Genomic DNA, 17,263 nt, shown 5'->3' with positions numbered 1-17,263 from the left:
AATTCGGGCCATCTCTCTGGACCGAGGGGTATTCGGCGGGCTATACATCGGATGACCCGTGCAGAGGTCCGATGTTATTTCCCTGGGGGACGTATGAGACAGACCGTCACGGACGTCGAGGTCCACGACATCCGATTTCCGACCTCGCGACAGCTGGACGGCTCGGACGCCATGAACCCCGACCCCGACTACTCGGCCGCCTACGTCGTGCTGCGCACCGATGCCGCCGGACCGGACGGCGAGCCCGCCGAAGGACACGGCTTCTGCTTCACCATCGGCCGGGGCAACGACGTCATGGCCGCCGCCATCGGGGCCCTGCGCCCCCATCTCGTCGGGCGCCCCGTCCCTCGCGGCGCCGCCGGCCTCGGCGCCCTGTACCGGGAGCTGACCCATGACTCCCAACTGCGCTGGCTGGGACCCGAGAAGGGCGTGATGCACATGGCCGCCGGAGCGGTGGTCAACGCCGCCTGGGACCTGGCCGCCAAGCTCGCCGGCCGGCCCGTCTGGGAGTTCCTGGCCCGGATGACGCCCGAGGAACTGGTCTCCCTCGTCGACTTCCGCTACCTCACCGACGCCCTCACCCCCGACGAGGCGCTGGCCATCCTGCGCGCCGCCGAACCGGGCCGCGCCGCCCGCACCGCACGACTGCGCGCCGAGGGCTACCCCGCGTACACCACCTCACCCGGCTGGCTCGGCTACTCCGACGACAAACTGGTCCGGCTCGCCCGGCGGGCCGTCGCCGACGGCTTCACCCAGATCAAGCTCAAGGTCGGCGGCCGGCCCGACGACGACGTCCGCCGCACGGCCCTCGCCCGCGCGGCGGTCGGCCCGGACGTCCGCATCGCCCTGGACGCCAACCAGCGCTGGGACGTGGCCGAAGCCATCGCCCGGATGACCGCGCTCGCCCCGTACGACCCGCACTGGATCGAGGAACCGACCAGCCCCGACGACGTACTCGGCCACGCCGCCGTGCGCGCCGGACAGCCGGTCGCCGTCGCCACCGGCGAACACGCTGCCAACCGGGTCGTGTTCAAGCAGCTCCTGCAGGCCGGGGCCGTCGACTTCGTCCAGATCGACGCCGCACGCGTCGCCGGCGTCAACGAGAACCTGGCGATCCTGCTGCTGGCCGCCAAGTACGGCGTCCCCGTCTGCCCGCACGCCGGGGGAGTCGGGCTCTGCGAACTCGTCCAGCACCTCGCCATGTTCGACTTCGTCGCCGTCTCCGGCAGCCGGGAGAACCGCGTGATCGAGTACGTCGACCACCTCCACGAGCACTTCACCGACCCCGTCGTCCTCGTCGACGGCCGCTACACCGCCCCCGAGGCCCCCGGCTTCTCGGCCAGGATGCGCCCCGAGTCCCTCGCCGCACACCGCCACGCACCCACCCCGCGCACCGAGCGACAGCAGGAGGAGAGCCGATGACCGGCCCACACGACTTCGAGGGGATGAACGCCCTGGTGACCGGAGGCGCCTCCGGCATCGGGGCCGCCGTCACCACCCTGCTCCTGGCGCGCGGCGCACGCGTCGCCGTCCTCGACCGCGACACCACCGGCACACCCCCCGGCGCCCTCGCCGTCCCGGCCGACGTCACCGACGACGCCGCCGTGCGCGCCGGGGTCGACCGGGCCGCCGCCGCCCTCGGCCCCCTGCACACCCTGGTCTCCAACGCGGGCATCGGCGCGATCGGCACCGTCGAGGACAACGACGACGCCGAGTGGGCGCGGGTCCTCGACGTCAACGTGCTCGGCATGGTCCGCGTCGCCCGACACGCCCTGCCGCATCTGCGCCGGGCCGCCACCGAGCGCCCCGGCGCCGTATCGGTCACCCACACCTGCTCGATCGCCGCCACCGCCGGACTGCCCCGGCGCGCCCTGTACAGCGCGAGCAAGGGCGCGGTCCTCGCGCTCACCCTCGCCATGGCCGCCGACCACGTCCGCGAAGGCATCCGCGTCAACTGCGTCAACCCCGGCACCGCCGACACCCCGTGGATCGGGCGGCTGCTCGACCGGGCGGACGACCCGGTGGCCGAACGCGCCGCCCTCGAAGCCCGGCAGCCCCTGGGCCGGCTGGTCTCCGCCGACGAGGTGGCCGCCGCGGTCTGCTACCTCGCCGGCCCCGCCGCGGCGTCCGTCACCGGCACCGCCCTGGCCGTGGACGGCGGGATGCAGGGGCTGCGCCCGCGCCCCGCCGCCACCTGAGACGGGCCCCCGCTACAGCGTCGAGCGCAGCCACTGCTCCACGCTCGCCACGTGCACCGTCGCCCAGGCCCGCGCCGCCTCCGCGTCGCGGGCCCGCAGCGCGGAGAGGATCGCCCGGTGCTCGTGCAGCGTCCGGCTCACCGCGTCCTCCTGCGTCAGCCCGCGCCACACCCGCGCACGGGTCGTCGGCCCCGACAGCCCGTCGAGCAGCGAGCACAGCACCGAGTTCCCGGACGCCTGGACGATGCCCCGGTGGAACTCCAGATCGCAGGCGACCAGCTCCTCCACCGAGGGCCGCTCGCCCAGCGCGTCCAACTGCGCGCTCAGCAGGTCCAATTGCTCCTCGCCGATCCGGGACGCCGCCATCGCCGTCGCGGCCGGCTCCAGAATCCGGCGCACCGCCAGGAACTCCAGCACCGTGTCGTCCCGGTGGAAGTCCACGACGAAACTCAGCGCCTCCAGCAGCAACTGCGGGTCCAGGCTCGTCACATACGTGCCGTCGCCCTGGCGGACGTCGAGAATCCGGATCAGCGACAGCGCGCGCACCGCCTCCCGCAGCGAGTTGCGGGAAAGCCCCAGCTCCGCGGCGAGCTCGCTCTCCTTGGGCAGACGATCGCCGGGCCTCAGCGCACCCGAGACGATCATTTCCTTGATCTTCTCGATGGCCTCGTCGGTGACAGCCATGGGCGACCTCCAGACATCCGATCTATCGCCCCATTATGCGTCCCGACGAGGCCCCCTCCGACCGCCGGACCGGCTCAGCCGCGCCGCTCGCCCAGCACCTTCGCCACCCGGTCCCGGACCTCGTCCGTCGCCAGCCCCCGGATGGTCAGCGTCGTCCGCCGGCGCAGCACGTCGTCCACCGACTCGGCCCACTCGTGGTCCCGCGCGTAGACGACCTGCGCCCAGATCTCCGGGGCGTTCGGGTGGACGCGCTCGGCCAGCGCCGGGTCCTCGTTGGCCAGCCGGGCGATGTCGAAGGACAGCGAGCCGTAGTGCGTGGCCAGATGGCGGGCGGTGTCGGCGGCCATCCGGGGGCCGGGCGTCCCGCCGTCCACGAGCAGCCGGTGCGCCACCGCGTTCGGGTTGGCGATACCGGGCAGCGGCAGCTTCCTGGGCAGCCGGGCCATCGGTTCCATGTCCTCGGCGAGCGGCCGGCCGGGGAGCGCGGCCAGCTTGTTCATCACCGTGCGCCCGATGTGCCGGAACGTCGTCCACTTGCCGCCGGCCACCGAGAGCATCCCGCCCCGGCCCTCCGTCACGACGGTCTCGCGCTTGGCCTTCGAGGTGTCGCCCGGCCCGCCCGGCAGCACCCGCAGCCCGGCGAACGCGTACGTGATCAGGTCCCGCGACAGCTGCTGGTCCCGTACCGAGAACGCCGCCTCGTCCAGGATCTGCGCGGTGTCCTTCTCGGTCACCGCGACCTCCGCCGGGTCGCCCTCGTACTCCTCGTCGGTCGTGCCCAGGAGCAGCATGTCCTCCCAGGGCAGGGCGAACGTGATGCGGTACTTGTCGATCGGGGTCGCCAGCGCGGCCTTCCAGGGCCGGGTCCGCCTCAGCACCAGATGGGCGCCCTTGGACAGGCGTATGGAGGGCGCCGCGTTCGGGTCCTCCATCCTGCGCAGGTGGTCCACCCACGGCCCGGTCGCGTTCAGCACGAGCCGTGCGCTCACCCCGAACTCGGTCCCGTCCAGGGCGTCCCGCAACTCGGCGCCCGTCACCCGGCCACGGGTGAACCGCAGCCCGGTCACCGCCGCGTGGTTGAGCACCACCGCGCCCGCGTCGACCGCCGCGCGGACCGTCATCAGCGCCATCCGGGCGTCGTTCATCTGGTCGTCGCCGTACACCGCGACCGCGCGCAGGTTCTCCGTACGCAGCTCCGGCACGTCGCGCGCCGCCTTCGCCGGGCTGATCACATGGCCGACGCCGTCCCCGAAGGCGGACAGCGCCGAGTACGCGAAGACGCCCGCGCCGAGCTTCGCCGCGCCGTGCGGCCCTCCCTTGTACACCGGCAGATAGAAGGTGAGCGGGTTGGCCAGGTGCGGGGCGACCTGGCGGGAGACCGCACGGCGCTCGAAGTGGTTCTCCGCCACCAGCTTCACCGCGCCGGTCTGCAGATAGCGCAGCCCGCCGTGGAGCAGCTTGGAGGAGGCGGAGGAGGTGGCGCCGGCGAAGTCGCCGGCGTCCACCAGGGCCACCCGCAGCCCGGACTGCGCGGCGTGCCAGGCGGTGGAGATGCCCAGGATGCCGCCGCCGATCACCAGGAGGTCGTACGTCGCTCCGGACAGCTGCTCCCGTGTCTCGGCGCGGCTCGGCAGGGAGCCGGATGCCGGGTGCGTCCCGAGGGTGGGGACGCTCTGCGGGGTGGTCATGGTGTCTACTCCTCGTCGTCCAGCCAGCCCATGGTGCGTTCCACGGCCTTGAGCCAGCTCTTGTACTCGCGGGCGCGGGTGTCCGCGTCCATGCGGGGGGTCCACTCGGCGGCGCGGCGCCAGTTGGCGCGCAGCGCGTCGGTGTCCGGCCAGAAGCCGACGGCCAGGCCGGCGGCGTAGGCGGCGCCGAGGCAGGTGGTCTCGGCGACCATCGGCCGCACCACGGGCGCGTCCAGGAAGTCGGCGAGCGTCTGCATCAGTAGGTTGTTGGAGGTCATGCCGCCGTCCACCTTGAGGGCGGTCAGCTCGACGCCGGAGTCCTTGGTCATGGCGTCGCTGATCTCGCGTGTCTGCCAGGCGGTGGCCTCAAGGACGGCGCGGGCGATGTGCGCCTTGGTGACGTACCGGGTGAGGCCGGCGATGACACCGCGGGCGTCCGGGCGCCAGTACGGGGCGAACAGGCCGGAGAAGGCGGGCACGAAGTAGGCGCCGCCGTTGTCCTCCACCGAGGACGCCAGGGTCTCGATCTCGGCCGCGGACTGGATCAGCCCCATCTGGTCGCGCATCCACTGCACCAGCGAGCCGGTGACGGCGATCGACCCCTCCAGGGCGTACACCGCCTTCTGGTCGCCGATCCGGTAGCCGACCGTCGTCAGCAGTCCGTTGTAGGAGTTGACGGGCGTCTCGCCGGTGTTCATCAGCATGAAGGTGCCGGTGCCGTACGTGGACTTGGCCTCGCCCTCGGCGAAGCACGTCTGGCCGAACAGCGCGGCCTGCTGGTCGCCCAGCGCGGAGGCCACCGGCACCCCGTCGAGCACGCCGCCCCTGGCGGTCCCGTAGACCTCGGCGGAGGAGCGGATCTCGGGCAGCACGGCCGTGGGCACCCCGATGGAGGAGCAGATGCGCTCGTCCCACTGCATGGTGTGCAGGTTCATCAGAAGGGTGCGCGAGGCGTTGGTGACGTCGGTGACGTGGACGCCGCCCTCGGTGCCGCCGGTGAGGTTCCAGATGACCCAGGAGTCCATGGTGCCGAAGAGGATGTCGCCGCGTTCGGCCCGCTCGCGCAGCCCCTCGACGTTGTCGAGCAGCCAGCGCACCTTGGGCCCGGCGAAGTACGAGGCGAGCGGCAGCCCGGTCTCGCGGCGGAAGCGGTCCTGGCCGACGTTGCGGCCGAGTTCCTTGCAGAGCGCGTCGGTACGGGTGTCCTGCCAGACGAGGGCGTTGTGGACGGGTTCACCGGTGTGGCGGTCCCACAGCAGGGTGGTCTCGCGCTGGTTGGTGATGCCGATCGCCTGGACGTCGGCGGCGGTGATGCCGGCCTTCACGATCGCTCCGGCGACGACTTCCTGGACGTTCTCCCAGATTTCGGCCGCGTCGTGTTCGACCCAGCCCGGCTTGGGGAAGATCTGCTCGTGCTCCTTCTGGTCGACGGAGACGATCCGCCCGTCCTTGTCGAAGACGATGCAGCGGCTGGAGGTCGTGCCCTGGTCGATGGCCGCGATGAACGGGCCGGTGCCGTGGCTGCCGGTGGTGTGTGCGTCGGTCACGGTGTGCTCCCGGAGGTCTGTGTGGAGTGGTGTGGGTACGGGCTAGGCGAAGGCGAGGTTGTAGAGGCCGCCCGCGAGCGCGCCGCCGATCAGCGGGCCGACGACCGGGACCCAGGCGTAGCCCCAGTCGGAGCCGCCCTTGTTCGGCAGCGGCAGCAGCGCGTGCACGATACGCGGACCGAGGTCGCGGACCGGGTTGATCGCGTACCCGGTCGGGCCGCCGAGCGACAGGCCGATGCCGACGACGACCAGGGAGGTGATCAGCGCGCCCAGCGTGCCGAGCCCGTCGCCGTCGGCGTTGAGGCCCTGGGTGAGGATGGCGAGCACCAGCACGACGGTGGCGATGACCTCGGTGAGGACGTTCTGCGCGGCGTTGCGGATCTCGGGGCCCGTCGAGAAGACACCGAGCACCGGTCCGGCCGCGGGCGCCGCGGACTGGTCGACCATGCCCTCCTCACCCGAATGGGTCCGCAGGACCTCCGGATCGGTGAGATGGGCCCGGAACTGCCCGTAGTACGTCAGCCAGACCAGCACCGCGCCGATCATCGCGCCGAGCAGCTCCGAGCCGAGGTAGAGCGGTACGTCGCTCCACTCGGTGCCGCCCTCGATGGCCAGGCCGATGGTGACGGCCGGGTTGAGATGCGCCCCCGACACGCCGCCGGCCAGATAGGCGCCGGTGAGCACCGCGAAGCCCCACCCGAAGGTGATGGCGAGCCAGCCGGCGTTCCGCGCCTTGGAGTGCTTGAGCGTGACGGCGGCACAGACACCGCCGCCGAGCAGGATGAGTACGGCGGTACCGATGGTCTCGCCGATGAAGATGTCGGAGCTGGACACCCGCGACTCCTTTGTCCTTCGTCCAGGGAAGCCGAACCCCGAATCCCTCCGGTGGTCCGCGCCCTCGTGGGAGGGCTTGGCCGGCCCTTGGCACGGCCACACCCTAACGCGAATTTCCGTTAAGTGTTCGACAATGCCGACCGGTGAACGGCAGTGTTTCGTCCAGGTGAAGGCAGCGTCAAGAGGGGTGTGACGTACGAATCGATCGTTACGGAGCCGGCCGGCCGGGTACGCGGGCGGCCCCCGGCCGGTGGGGCGGGGGGCTGGGAAACGGCGGGGCGGGCGGCTCAGAAGCGGCGGGCGCCCAGGTCCCGCGAGACGGCGCGGGCGCAGTCGCGCACCGCCGCGACCAGCTCGGGGCGCAGCTCGCCCTCCTTGCAGACCCGCTCCACCGCACCGGTCACGGCTATGGCCCCCACCGGCATCCGGCGCCGGTCGTGGATCGGGGCGGCCACCGCGGCCACCCCCTCCCAGGTCTCCTCCACGTCGGACCCCCAGCCCCGCGCCCGCACCCCGTCCAGGACCGCCTCGAACTCCTCCGCGCCGGTCACCGTCCGGGGCGTGAACGGGCGCCGCTCGACCTCCATGGCCTCGGTGTGCGCCACCGGGTCGTAGGCGGCCAGCACCTTGCCCAGGGCCGTGGAGTGCAGCGGCTGCATGGCCCCCACCTCCAGGACCTGGCGGCTGTCGTCGGGCCGGAAGACGTGGTGGACGATCAGGACGCCCTGCTGGTGCAGCACGCCCAGGTGGACGCTCTCGCCGCTGGACCGGGCCAGGTCGTCCGTCCAGACCAGGGCGCGGGCCCGCAGCTCGTGGACGTCGAGATAGCTGTTGCCCAGACGCAGCAGCTCCGCGCCCAGCTGATAGCGGCCGGAGGCGCTGTCCTGCTCGACGAAGCCCTCGTGCTGGAGCGTGCGCAGGATGCCGTGTGCGGTGCCCTTGGCCAGGCCCAGTGAGGAGGCGATCTCGGAGAGACCCAGCCGCCGCTCGCCGCCCGCCAGCAGGCGCAGCATCGCCGCGGCCCGCTCCAGCGACTGGATGTTCTTGGCCATGGCGCCGTACTCCTCCACCTTGTTCGACAATGCTGAACACTATCGGCCGATGCCGACCCGCGCTCGACCGCAACGGAAGTCCGCGACACCCGGCGACCCCGGACACCCCCGTGACCAGCATGCAGTCCGGCTCGTGGGACAGAGTGACGGGCCGGGCCGCGACCCGGCTACCCTGGCCGGGTGCGCCTTCCGCCGAAGACGCAAAGCCGACAGCCGTCGCATCCCAGGGAGTACATCCATGGCCTCGTCGCCAACCCCTTCCGCCGACAGCCGGACCCGTTCCGCCGCCCTTCGTGAGGCGCTCACCGCCCGAGTGGTGGTGGCCGACGGTGCCATGGGCACCATGCTCCAGGCGCAGGACCCCACGCTCGCGGACTTCGAGAACCTCGAAGGCTGCAACGAGATCCTCAACCTCACCCGGCCGGACATCGTGCGCTCCGTGCACGAGGCGTACTTCGCCGTCGGCGTCGACTGCGTCGAGACGAACACCTTCGGCGCCAACACCGCCGCCCTCGGCGAGTACGACATCGCCGACCGCGTCCACGAACTCTCCGAGGCCGGAGCGCGCATCGCCCGCGAGGTCGCCGACGCGTACACCGCCTCCACCGGCGAGCAGCGCTGGGTCCTCGGCTCCATGGGCCCCGGCACCAAGCTGCCCACCCTCGGCCACATCCCCTACGCCACCGTCCGCGACGGCTTCCAGGCCAACGCCGAGGGCCTGATCGCCGGCGGCGCCGACGCGCTGATCATCGAGACCACCCAGGACCTCCTGCAGACCAAGGCCGCCGTCCTCGGCGCCCGCCGCGCCCTGGAGGCCCTGGGCAGCGACCTGCCGGTGCTGTGCTCGCTGGCCTTCGAGACGACCGGCACCATGCTCCTCGGCTCCGAGATCGGCGCGGCCCTGACCGCCCTGGAGCCCCTCGGCATCGACATGATCGGGCTGAACTGCTCGACCGGCCCCGCCGAGATGAGCGAGCACCTGCGCTACCTCACCCGGCACTCCCGCATCCCGCTGCTCTGCATGCCCAACGCCGGCCTGCCCGTCCTGACCAAGGACGGCGCGCACTTCCCGCTCGACGCGGAGGGGCTGGCCGACGCCCAGGAGACCTTCGTCCGCGAGTACGGCCTCTCCCTGGTCGGCGGCTGCTGCGGCACGACCCCGGAGCACATGCGCCAGGTGGTCGAGCGCGTACGCGGCACCGTCCCGGCCGCCCGCGAGCCGCGCCCCGAGCCCGGCGCCGCCTCGCTCTACCAGACCGTCCCCTTCCGCCAGGACACCTCGTACCTGGCGATCGGCGAGCGCACGAACGCCAACGGATCGCGCAAGTTCCGCGAGGCCATGCTGGAGGGCCGCTGGGACGACTGCGTGGAGATGGCCCGCGACCAGATCCGCGAGGGCGCGCACATGCTCGACCTGTGCGTCGACTACGTGGGCCGCGACGGCGTCGCCGACATGGAGGAGCTGGCCGGCCGGTTCGCCACCGCCTCCACGCTGCCGATCGTCCTGGACTCCACGGAACTGCCCGTGCTGCGGGCCGGCCTGGAGAAGCTGGGCGGCCGCGCGGTCCTCAACTCCGTCAACTACGAGGACGGCGACGGCCCGGACTCCCGCTTCGTCAAGGTCACCCGGCTGGCCGCCGAGCACGGCGCCGCCCTGATCGCGCTGACCATCGACGAGGAGGGCCAGGCCCGCACCGCCGAGCACAAGGTCGCCATCGCCGAACGGCTCATCGCCGACCTCACCGGCAACTGGGGCATCCAGGAGTCGGACATCCTCATCGACACCCTGACCTTCACCATCTGCACCGGCCAGGAGGAGTCCCGCAAGGACGGCATGGCCACCATCGAGGCCATCCGCGAGCTGAAGAAGCGCCACCCCGCCGTGCAGACCACGCTCGGCCTCTCCAACATCTCCTTCGGCCTCAACCCGGCCGCCCGCGTCGTCCTGAACTCCGTCTTCCTGGACGAGTGCGTCAAGGCCGGCCTGGACTCCGCCATCGTGCACGCCTCCAAGATCCTGCCCATCGCCCGGCTGGAGGAGGAGCAGGTAAAGGTCGCCCTCGACCTCGTCTACGACCGCCGCGCCGAGGGCTACGACCCCCTCCAGCGGCTCATGGAGCTGTTCGAGGGCGTCAACATGAAGTCCCTCAAGGAGGGCAAGGCCGAGGAACTCCTGGCCCTCCCGCTGGACGAGCGCCTCCAGCGCCGCATCATCGACGGCGAGAAGAACGGCCTGGAGGAGGACCTCGACGAGGCCCTCAAGGACACGCCCGCCCTCGACATCGTCAACAACACGCTCCTGGCCGGCATGAAGGTCGTCGGCGAGCTCTTCGGCTCCGGCCAGATGCAGCTGCCGTTCGTCCTCCAGTCCGCCGAGGTCATGAAGAGCGCGGTCGCCCACCTGGAACCGCACATGGAGAAGTCGGACGCGCAGGGCAAGGGCACCATCGTGCTGGCCACCGTCCGGGGCGACGTCCACGACATCGGCAAGAACCTCGTCGACATCATCCTGTCCAACAACGGGTTCAACGTCGTCAACATCGGCATCAAGCAGCCCGTCTCCGCGATCCTGGAGGCCGCCGACGAGCACAAGGCGGACGTCATCGGGATGTCCGGCCTCCTCGTCAAGTCCACCGTGATCATGAAGGAGAACCTGGAGGAGCTGAACCAGCGCAAGCTGGCCGCCGAATACCCGGTGATCCTCGGCGGCGCCGCCCTGACCCGCGCCTACGTCGAGCAGGACCTCCACGAGATCTACGAGGGCGAGGTCCGCTACGCCCGCGACGCCTTCGAGGGCCTGCGCCTGATGGACGCGCTCATCGCCGTCAAGCGCGGCGTCCCCGGCGCGACTCTGCCCGAGCTCAAGCAGCGCCGCGTCCCCAAGCGGGACACCGCCGTGCTGGAGGTCGAGGAGCCGGAGGAGGGCGTCCGTTCCGACGTCTCCGTCACCAACCCGGTCCCCACCCCGCCGTTCTGGGGCAGCCGCGTCATCAAGGGCATCCCGCTCAAGGAGTACTCCTCCTGGCTCGACGAGGGCGCCCTCTTCAAGGGCCAGTGGGGCCTCAAGCAGTCCAGGGCCGGCGACGGACCCACCTTCGAGCAGCTCGCCGAGAGCGAGGGGCGCCCGCGCCTGCGCGGCCTGCTCGACCGGCTCCAGACGGACAACCTCCTGGAGGCGGCCGTCGTCTACGGCTACTACCCCTGCGTCTCCAAGGGCGACGACCTGATCCTGCTGCACGAGGACGGCTCGGAGCGCACCCGCTTCACCTTCCCGCGCCAGCGCCGCGGCCGCCGCCTGTGCCTGTCGGACTTCTTCCGCCCCGAGGAGTCCGGCGAGACGGACGTCGTCGGCCTCCAGGTCGTCACCGTCGGCTCGAAGATCGGCGCCGAGACCGCCAAGCTCTTCGAGGCCAACGCCTACCGCGACTACCTGGAGCTGCACGGGCTCTCCGTCCAGCTGGCCGAGGCCCTCGCCGAGTACTGGCACGCCCGCGTCCGCTCGGAACTGGGCTTCGCCGGGGAGGACCCGGCCCAGGTCGAGGACATGTTCGCGCTGAAGTACCGGGGCGCGCGCTTCTCGCTCGGCTACGGCGCCTGCCCCGACCTGGAGGACCGCGCCAAGATCGCGGACCTGCTCCAGCCGGAGCGGATCGGCGTCCACCTCTCCGAGGAGTTCCAGCTCCACCCCGAGCAGTCCACCGACGCGATCGTCATCCACCACCCGGAGGCGAAGTATTTCAACGCGCGGTAAGACTCCGTTCGACGCGTCGTAGCCGATCACGTCGTACACTGGTCGGTCCAGCGCAGGCCGGTCGCCCATCCTCCGGGACGGGCGGCCGGCCTTCTCGTCCCTCATGGAAGGTGTGCCGGATGACCAGTACGGTTCCCGCGTCCCCGACCCGCACGGCCCAGGGCGCCGCCCTCCAGGCCGTCCTCCTCGACATGGACGGCACCCTGGTCGACACCGAGGGCTTCTGGTGGGACGTCGAGGTGGAGGTCTTCGCCGACCTCGGGCACCGGCTGGACGAGGCATGGCGCGAGGTGGTCGTCGGGGGACCGATGACCCGCAGCGCCGGCTATCTCATGGAGGCGACCGGCGCCGACGTCACCCTCGACGAGCTCACCGTCCTCCTCAACGACCGGTTCGAGAAGCGCATCGGCCGGGGCGTCCCGCTGATGCCGGGCGCCGCCCGCCTGCTGGCCGAACTGGGCCGCCACGACATCCCCACCGCCCTCGTCTCCGCCTCCCACCGCCGCATCATCGACCGGGTCCTGGACTCGGTCGGCCGCCACCACTTCGCGCTCACCGTCGCCGGCGACGAGGTCACCCGCACCAAGCCGCACCCCGAGCCCTACCTCACCGCCGCCCGCGGCTTCGGCGCCGAACCCGGGCTCTGCGCCGTCATCGAGGACACCGCCACCGGGGTGGCCGCGGCCGAGGCCGCCGGATGCCGGGTGGTCGCCGTGCCCTCCGTCGCACCCATCGCCCCCGCCGAGGGCCGGGTCGTCGTGGGCTCCCTGGAAGAAGTGGACCTCGCCTTCCTCCGGGAGCTCATCGCCCGAGGGACCGCGGAACACGCCCGATAGGGTCGTTCTCCCCGAACCACAGGGAGAACGGCCCCCATGAAACGCAAGACCCTGGTGCTGCCGGCCGTCGCGGGCCTGCTGGCGCCCGTGCTCGCCGGCTGCGGCGCGCCGGACGGCGGCGGCACCGACACCGGCCCCGTCGTCGTCGGCACCACGGACCGGATCGCCGCCTCCACCACCGACCCCGCCCCGCTCGACCCGGCCACCGCGCACGGGCCGGGCGCCCAGAACGTGCTGCGGCAGACCGTGCAGACCCTGCTGGCCACCCCACGCGGCGGCGGCGCCCCCGTCCCCGACGCGGCCGAGAACTGCCGCTTCACGGACAGCCGGAGCGAGAGCTACCGCTGCCGGCTGCGCACCGGACTCACCTTCGCCGACAGCACCCCCGTCACCCCCGACGACGTCGCCCACTCCATCGACCGCGTCCGCCGCATCGGCGCCGACGGCGGACCCGCCGCCCTCCTCGACAGCATCGACACCGTCGAGACCGCGGGCACCCGCGACATCGTCTTCCACCTCCGCACCCCGGACGCCGCCTTCCCGTACAAGCTGGCCACCCCGGCCGCCGGGATCGTCCCGCGCGCCCACTACCCCGCCGACGCCGCCCGCGACGGATTCCGGGTGGACGGCTCGGGGCCGTACACCATGAAGGCGGAAGTCAGATCCGGCCGGCTCGTGAAGGCGACCTTCACCCGCAATCCCCGGTACCGGGGGAGCCACGAGACACACGACGACACGGTCGAACTCGACGTCTTCCCCGACGCCGCCGCCATGGAGAAGGCCTTCGACGCACGGCGCGTCGACGTGATGGCCCACGCCATGTCCACGGACCGGGCCCGGCGGCTGCTCGCCGAACCCGAGGACGGCGTACGGCTCACCGAGATGCCCGGTCTCGCCATCGGCTACCTCGGCTTCGACACCGGCGCTCCCGCCGTCCGCGACCGGGCCGTCCGCCGCGCCGTCGCCCGGTCCGTCGACCGGGGCCGCATCGCGAGCCGGGTCCGGGGCGGCACCGTCGAGCCGCTGTACTCGCCGATACCCGCCGGCGTCACCGCCCACGCCAACGCCTTCTACAGCGCCTACGGCGAACCCGACACCGCCGGGGCCGCCGCCCTTCTCAAGAAGGCCGAGGTGCCCACCCCGGTCCGCTTCACCCTGCACTACCCGGACGACCGCCACGGCCCGGAGACCGCCGCCTTCGACGCGGTCGCGAAGCAGCTCAACGACACCGGCCTCTTCGACGTCACGGCCCGGGGCGTCCCCCGGGCCCGCTTCGGCCCGGCGCTGCTGCGCGGCGACTACGCCGTCCACGGCACGGTCCTGGTCCCCGACTTCCCGGACCCCGACGCCTACACGGCGCCCCTCCTCGGCCCCGCCGCCCCGCCCGAGGCCCGCACCCTCGTCGACCGGTCACGCCGCACGGCCGACCGCACCGCCGCCGTACCCGCCCTCGAACGGCTCCAGGACGTCGTCGCCCGCGACGTGCCCGTACTCCCGCTCTGGCAGGAGACGCGGTACACCGCGTCGCTGGAAGGCGTCGGCGGCGTCGAATGGGCGGTCGGGCCCGGCACCGATCTGCGGCTCTGGGAGCTGCGCCGGGGCAGCGCCTGAACCCCGCGCCGCCCGCGCCCCGGCGTCACTGCGCGCCGGGGCGCACCAGACCGCTCTCGTACGCGTACACCGCGGCCTGCACCCGGTCGCGCAGGCCCAGCTTCGTCAGCACATGGCCCACATGCGTCTTCACCGTCGTCTCGCTGACGAACAGGTCCGCCGCGATCTCCGCGTTCGACAGGCCGCGCGCCACCAGCTTCAGCACCTCGACCTCGCGGTCGGTCAGCGTGTGCAGCGTGTCCGGCACGGGCTCCTCGCCGGACGGCAGATGGTCCGCGTACTTGTCGAGCAGCCGGCGCGTGATGCTCGGGGCGAGCATCGCCTCGCCGGCCGCCACCACCCGGATCGCCTGCACCAGCTCGTCGGCCGGGGCGTCCTTGAGCAGAAAGCCGCTGGCCCCGGCACGCAGCGCCTCCACCACGTACTCGTCGAGGTCGAACGTGGTCAGCACCAGGACCTTCGCCGGGCCGTCCCGGCCCGGACCGGTGATCTGCCGGGTCGCCTCGACCCCGTCCATCCGGGGCATGCGGATGTCCATCAGGACCACGTCGGGCTGCAGCGCGCGCACCTGGTCCAGGGCCTGGAGGCCGTCACCGGCCTCGCCCACCACCACCAGATCGCCCTCGGCCTCCAGAATCATCCGGAAGCCCGTGCGCAGCAGCGGTTGGTCGTCGACCAGAAGGACGCGGATAGCCACCAGATCTCCTCAATGCCCGTCGAGGGCCACAGGCCGGCCGGCCTCAGCCCGGACCGGGTCCATTCTGCCCTGGTCATCCTGCCCGTCACCGGCCGGGCGGACGCTCAGCGGATAGACCGGGGGAGTCCCACCGAATTCCGGACAGAGCGCCTGATGGTCGCACCAGCCGCACAGCTTCGTCGGGCGCGGCCGCCACTCGCCCGTGCGCGTCGCCAGCGAGATCGCCTCCCACAGCGCCAGCAGCTTGCGCTCCACCCGCTCCAGGTCCGCCACCACCGGGTCGTACGTCATCACATCGCCGCTGCCGAGGTAGACCAGCTGGAGCCGGCGCGGCACCACACCCTTGAGCCGCCAGATCACCAGGGCGTAGAACTTCATCTGGAACAGCGCCCCCTCCGCGTACTCCGGACGCGGCGCCTTCCCCGTCTTGTAGTCGACGATCCGGACCTCGCCCGTCGGCGCCACGTCGATCCGGTCGATCACCCCGCGCAGCCGCAGCCCCGACTCCAGCTCCGTCTCGACGAACAGCTCGCGCTCCGCCGGCTCCAGCCGCGTCGGGTCCTCCAGCGAGAACCAGCGCTCCACCAGCTGCTCCGCCTGCCCCAGCCACCGCGCCAGGCGCTCGCCCCCCTCGTCCCCGGCGAACAGCTCGGCCAGCTCCGGCCTCGATTCCAGCAGCCGGTCCCACTGGCCCGGAATCAGCGCCGTCGCCCGCCCCGGCGTCCGCTCCGCCGCCGGGCTGTCGAACAGCCGCTCAAGCACCGCATGGACCAGCGTGCCGCGGGTAGCCGCCTCGCTGGGCTTCTCCGGCAGCTTGTCGATGACCCGGAAGCGGTACAGCAGGGGGCACTGCATGAAGTCGCCCGCCCGCGACGGCGAGAGCGACGACGGCGAGGACGGCGACGGAGACGGCGACGGCGAAGGGGCCGGTCGGGGCGGCTGGGAGGGCGGCGGAACGGAGGTCATGCGAAGACCCTACGGCCCGCCACCGACACCGATCGGCATACCATCGACCACAGACCCTCCAACACTGCATCATCGTGGCGAAAGACACCGCGAAGGACATCGAACCGAAGGGACCTCGTGGACGAGAGCGGCGACAGCCGGCGGCCGCAGGCCGGACCGGCGGGCACCGGCCCCGGCGACGGCCCCGGAAAGGGCCGGCCCCCGCGCCGGGACGAGCCCGGAGGCGGCATCCTCATGGGCCGCCCCTTCGGCGTGCCCGTCTACGTCGCACCCAGCTGGTTCCTGGTCGCGGCCCTGATCACCTGGGTGTTCGGCGGCCAGCTCGACCGGGTGCTGCCCGACCTCGGCGCCGCCCGCTACCTCGTGGCGCTCTTCTTCGCGATCGCCTTCTACGCCTCCGTGCTCGTCCACGAACTGGCGCACACCATCGCCGCACTGCGCTACAAGCTCCCCGTACGGCGCATCCAGCTCCAGTTCTTCGGCGGCGTCTCCGAGATCGAGAAGGAGTCCGAGACCCCCGGCCGCGAATTCGTCCTCGCCTTCGTCGGCCCGCTGCTCTCCCTCGTGCTCGGCGGCCTCTTCTACGTACCGCTGCGCTTCGTCGAACGCGGCACCGTGCCCGCCGTGCTGCTCGGCGGGCTGATGATCTCCAACCTCATCGTCGCCGCCTTCAACCTGCTGCCCGGCCTCCCGCTGGACGGCGGCCGCATGCTCAGGGCCGTCGTCTGGAAGATCACCGGCAAGCCCATGAGCGGCACCGTCGCCGCCGCCTGGGTCGGCCGCGCCCTCGCCGTCGTCACGCTCGTCGGCCTCCCGCTCCTCACCCGCAGCGGCTCCCTGGGCAACGACGCCGGCGAGATCAGCGGCATGGACACCGTCACCGACGCCCTGCTCGCCGCGATCCTCGCCGCCATCATCTGGACCGGCGCCGGGAACAGCCTGCGCATGGCCCGGCTCCGCGAACACCTCCCCGACCTGCGCGCCCGCAGCCTCACCCGGCGCGCCGTCCCCGTCGAGGACGCCACCCCCCTCTCCGAGGCGCTGCGCCGGGCCAACGAGGCGGGCGCCCGTGCCCTCGTCGTCGTGGACGGCACCGGCGCGCCCAAGGCCCTCGTCCGGGAGACCGCGATCGTCGCCGTCCCGGAGCACCGCCGGCCCTGGGTCGCCGTCAGCGGCCTCGCCCAGGACCTCACGGACGGCATGAAGGTCTCCGCCGAACTCGCCGGGGAAGCGCTCCTGGACCACCTCAAGGCCACCCCCGCGACCGAGTACCTGGTGGTCGAGGAGACCGGCGAGATCTACGGCGTGCTCTCCACCGCCGACGTCGAGCGCGCCTTCGTCGCCGCCATGGCCCGCCCGGCCGCCTGAACCCCGCCCGTACAGTCGCACAGGCGTACGG

The 17,263-nt window shown here is 72.3% G+C and carries 13 protein-coding genes; 6 read left to right on the top strand and 7 right to left on the bottom strand.

All coding sequences use genetic code 11. The annotated features are described in order from the left end of the window. Positions 1-93: 93 nt before the first annotated feature. Together OG710_RS04285 and OG710_RS04280 are read left to right on the top strand one after the other, a co-directional pair. On the top strand, positions 94-1,422 hold the full coding sequence (locus OG710_RS04285) for an enolase C-terminal domain-like protein (protein WP_330238138.1): 1,329 nt from the start codon (positions 94-96) through the stop codon (positions 1,420-1,422). Then, the gene (locus tag OG710_RS04280) at positions 1,419-2,198 is read left to right on the top strand and encodes an SDR family NAD(P)-dependent oxidoreductase (protein WP_330238137.1); all 780 of its coding nucleotides are present in this window, start codon (positions 1,419-1,421) and stop codon (positions 2,196-2,198) included. Before OG710_RS04285 ends, OG710_RS04280 begins: the two co-directional genes overlap by 4 nt. Positions 2,199-2,210: 12 nt before the next feature. Here OG710_RS04280 and OG710_RS04275 read toward each other — a convergent pair whose 3' ends face one another. From OG710_RS04275 to OG710_RS04255, 5 genes are all read right to left on the bottom strand, one after another. Continuing rightward, the gene (locus OG710_RS04275; protein ID WP_330238136.1) at positions 2,211-2,882 is read right to left on the bottom strand and encodes a FadR/GntR family transcriptional regulator; all 672 of its coding nucleotides are present in this window, start codon (positions 2,880-2,882) and stop codon (positions 2,211-2,213) included. A gap of 74 nt (positions 2,883-2,956) precedes the next feature. Then, positions 2,957-4,570 carry a glycerol-3-phosphate dehydrogenase/oxidase gene (locus OG710_RS04270; RefSeq protein WP_330238135.1) on the bottom strand — a complete coding sequence of 538 codons (1,614 nt, stop codon included), beginning with the start codon at positions 4,568-4,570 and terminating at the stop codon, positions 2,957-2,959. 5 nt (positions 4,571-4,575) lie between these two features. Continuing rightward, positions 4,576-6,117, bottom strand: a complete 1,542-nt coding sequence (gene glpK / locus OG710_RS04265; protein WP_111333558.1) for a glycerol kinase GlpK — start codon at positions 6,115-6,117, stop codon at positions 4,576-4,578. Between the two features lie 42 nt (positions 6,118-6,159). Continuing rightward, entirely contained in the window at positions 6,160-6,951 is a 792-nt protein-coding gene (locus OG710_RS04260) for an MIP/aquaporin family protein (protein ID WP_330238134.1), read from the bottom strand. Positions 6,952-7,238: 287 nt separating this feature from the next. After that, positions 7,239-8,003: an IclR family transcriptional regulator gene (locus tag OG710_RS04255; RefSeq protein ID WP_330242154.1), complete on the bottom strand. Its 765-nt coding sequence runs from the start codon at positions 8,001-8,003 to the stop codon at positions 7,239-7,241. 238 nt (positions 8,004-8,241) lie between these two features. On the opposite strand from OG710_RS04255, the gene metH reads away from it, so the two are divergent. The 3 genes from metH (at position 8,242) to OG710_RS04240 (ending at position 14,201) form a co-directional block, all read left to right on the top strand. Then, positions 8,242-11,754, top strand: a complete 3,513-nt coding sequence (gene metH, locus OG710_RS04250; protein ID WP_330238133.1) for a methionine synthase — start codon at positions 8,242-8,244, stop codon at positions 11,752-11,754. A 119-nt stretch (positions 11,755-11,873) separates the two neighbouring features. Then, on the top strand, positions 11,874-12,590 hold the full coding sequence (locus OG710_RS04245) for an HAD family hydrolase (RefSeq protein ID WP_330238132.1): 717 nt from the start codon (positions 11,874-11,876) through the stop codon (positions 12,588-12,590). 36 nt (positions 12,591-12,626) lie between these two features. Next, a complete protein-coding gene (locus OG710_RS04240) occupies positions 12,627-14,201 on the top strand; it encodes an ABC transporter substrate-binding protein (protein ID WP_330238131.1) in 1,575 nt (524 codons plus the stop codon). Between the two features lie 25 nt (positions 14,202-14,226). Here the strand turns inward: OG710_RS04240 and OG710_RS04235 are convergent, their stop codons facing one another. Then, positions 14,227-14,898, bottom strand: a complete 672-nt coding sequence (locus OG710_RS04235; RefSeq protein WP_330238130.1) for a response regulator transcription factor — start codon at positions 14,896-14,898, stop codon at positions 14,227-14,229. 9 nt (positions 14,899-14,907) lie between these two features. Further along, positions 14,908-15,753: a RecB family exonuclease gene (locus OG710_RS04230; RefSeq protein WP_330242153.1), complete on the bottom strand. Its 846-nt coding sequence runs from the start codon at positions 15,751-15,753 to the stop codon at positions 14,908-14,910. 228 nt (positions 15,754-15,981) lie between these two features. Between OG710_RS04230 and OG710_RS04225 the strand changes: the two genes are divergently transcribed. Next, entirely contained in the window at positions 15,982-17,232 is a 1,251-nt protein-coding gene (locus OG710_RS04225) for a site-2 protease family protein (RefSeq protein WP_330238129.1), read from the top strand. The last annotated feature ends 31 nt before the right edge of the window (positions 17,233-17,263 follow it).

Source organism: Streptomyces sp. NBC_00525, assembly GCF_036346595.1.
GTDB lineage: Bacteria > Actinomycetota > Actinomycetes > Streptomycetales > Streptomycetaceae > Streptomyces.
Note: the sequence above shows the minus strand (reverse complement) of the source record. Positions and strands in the feature narration are given on the sequence as shown.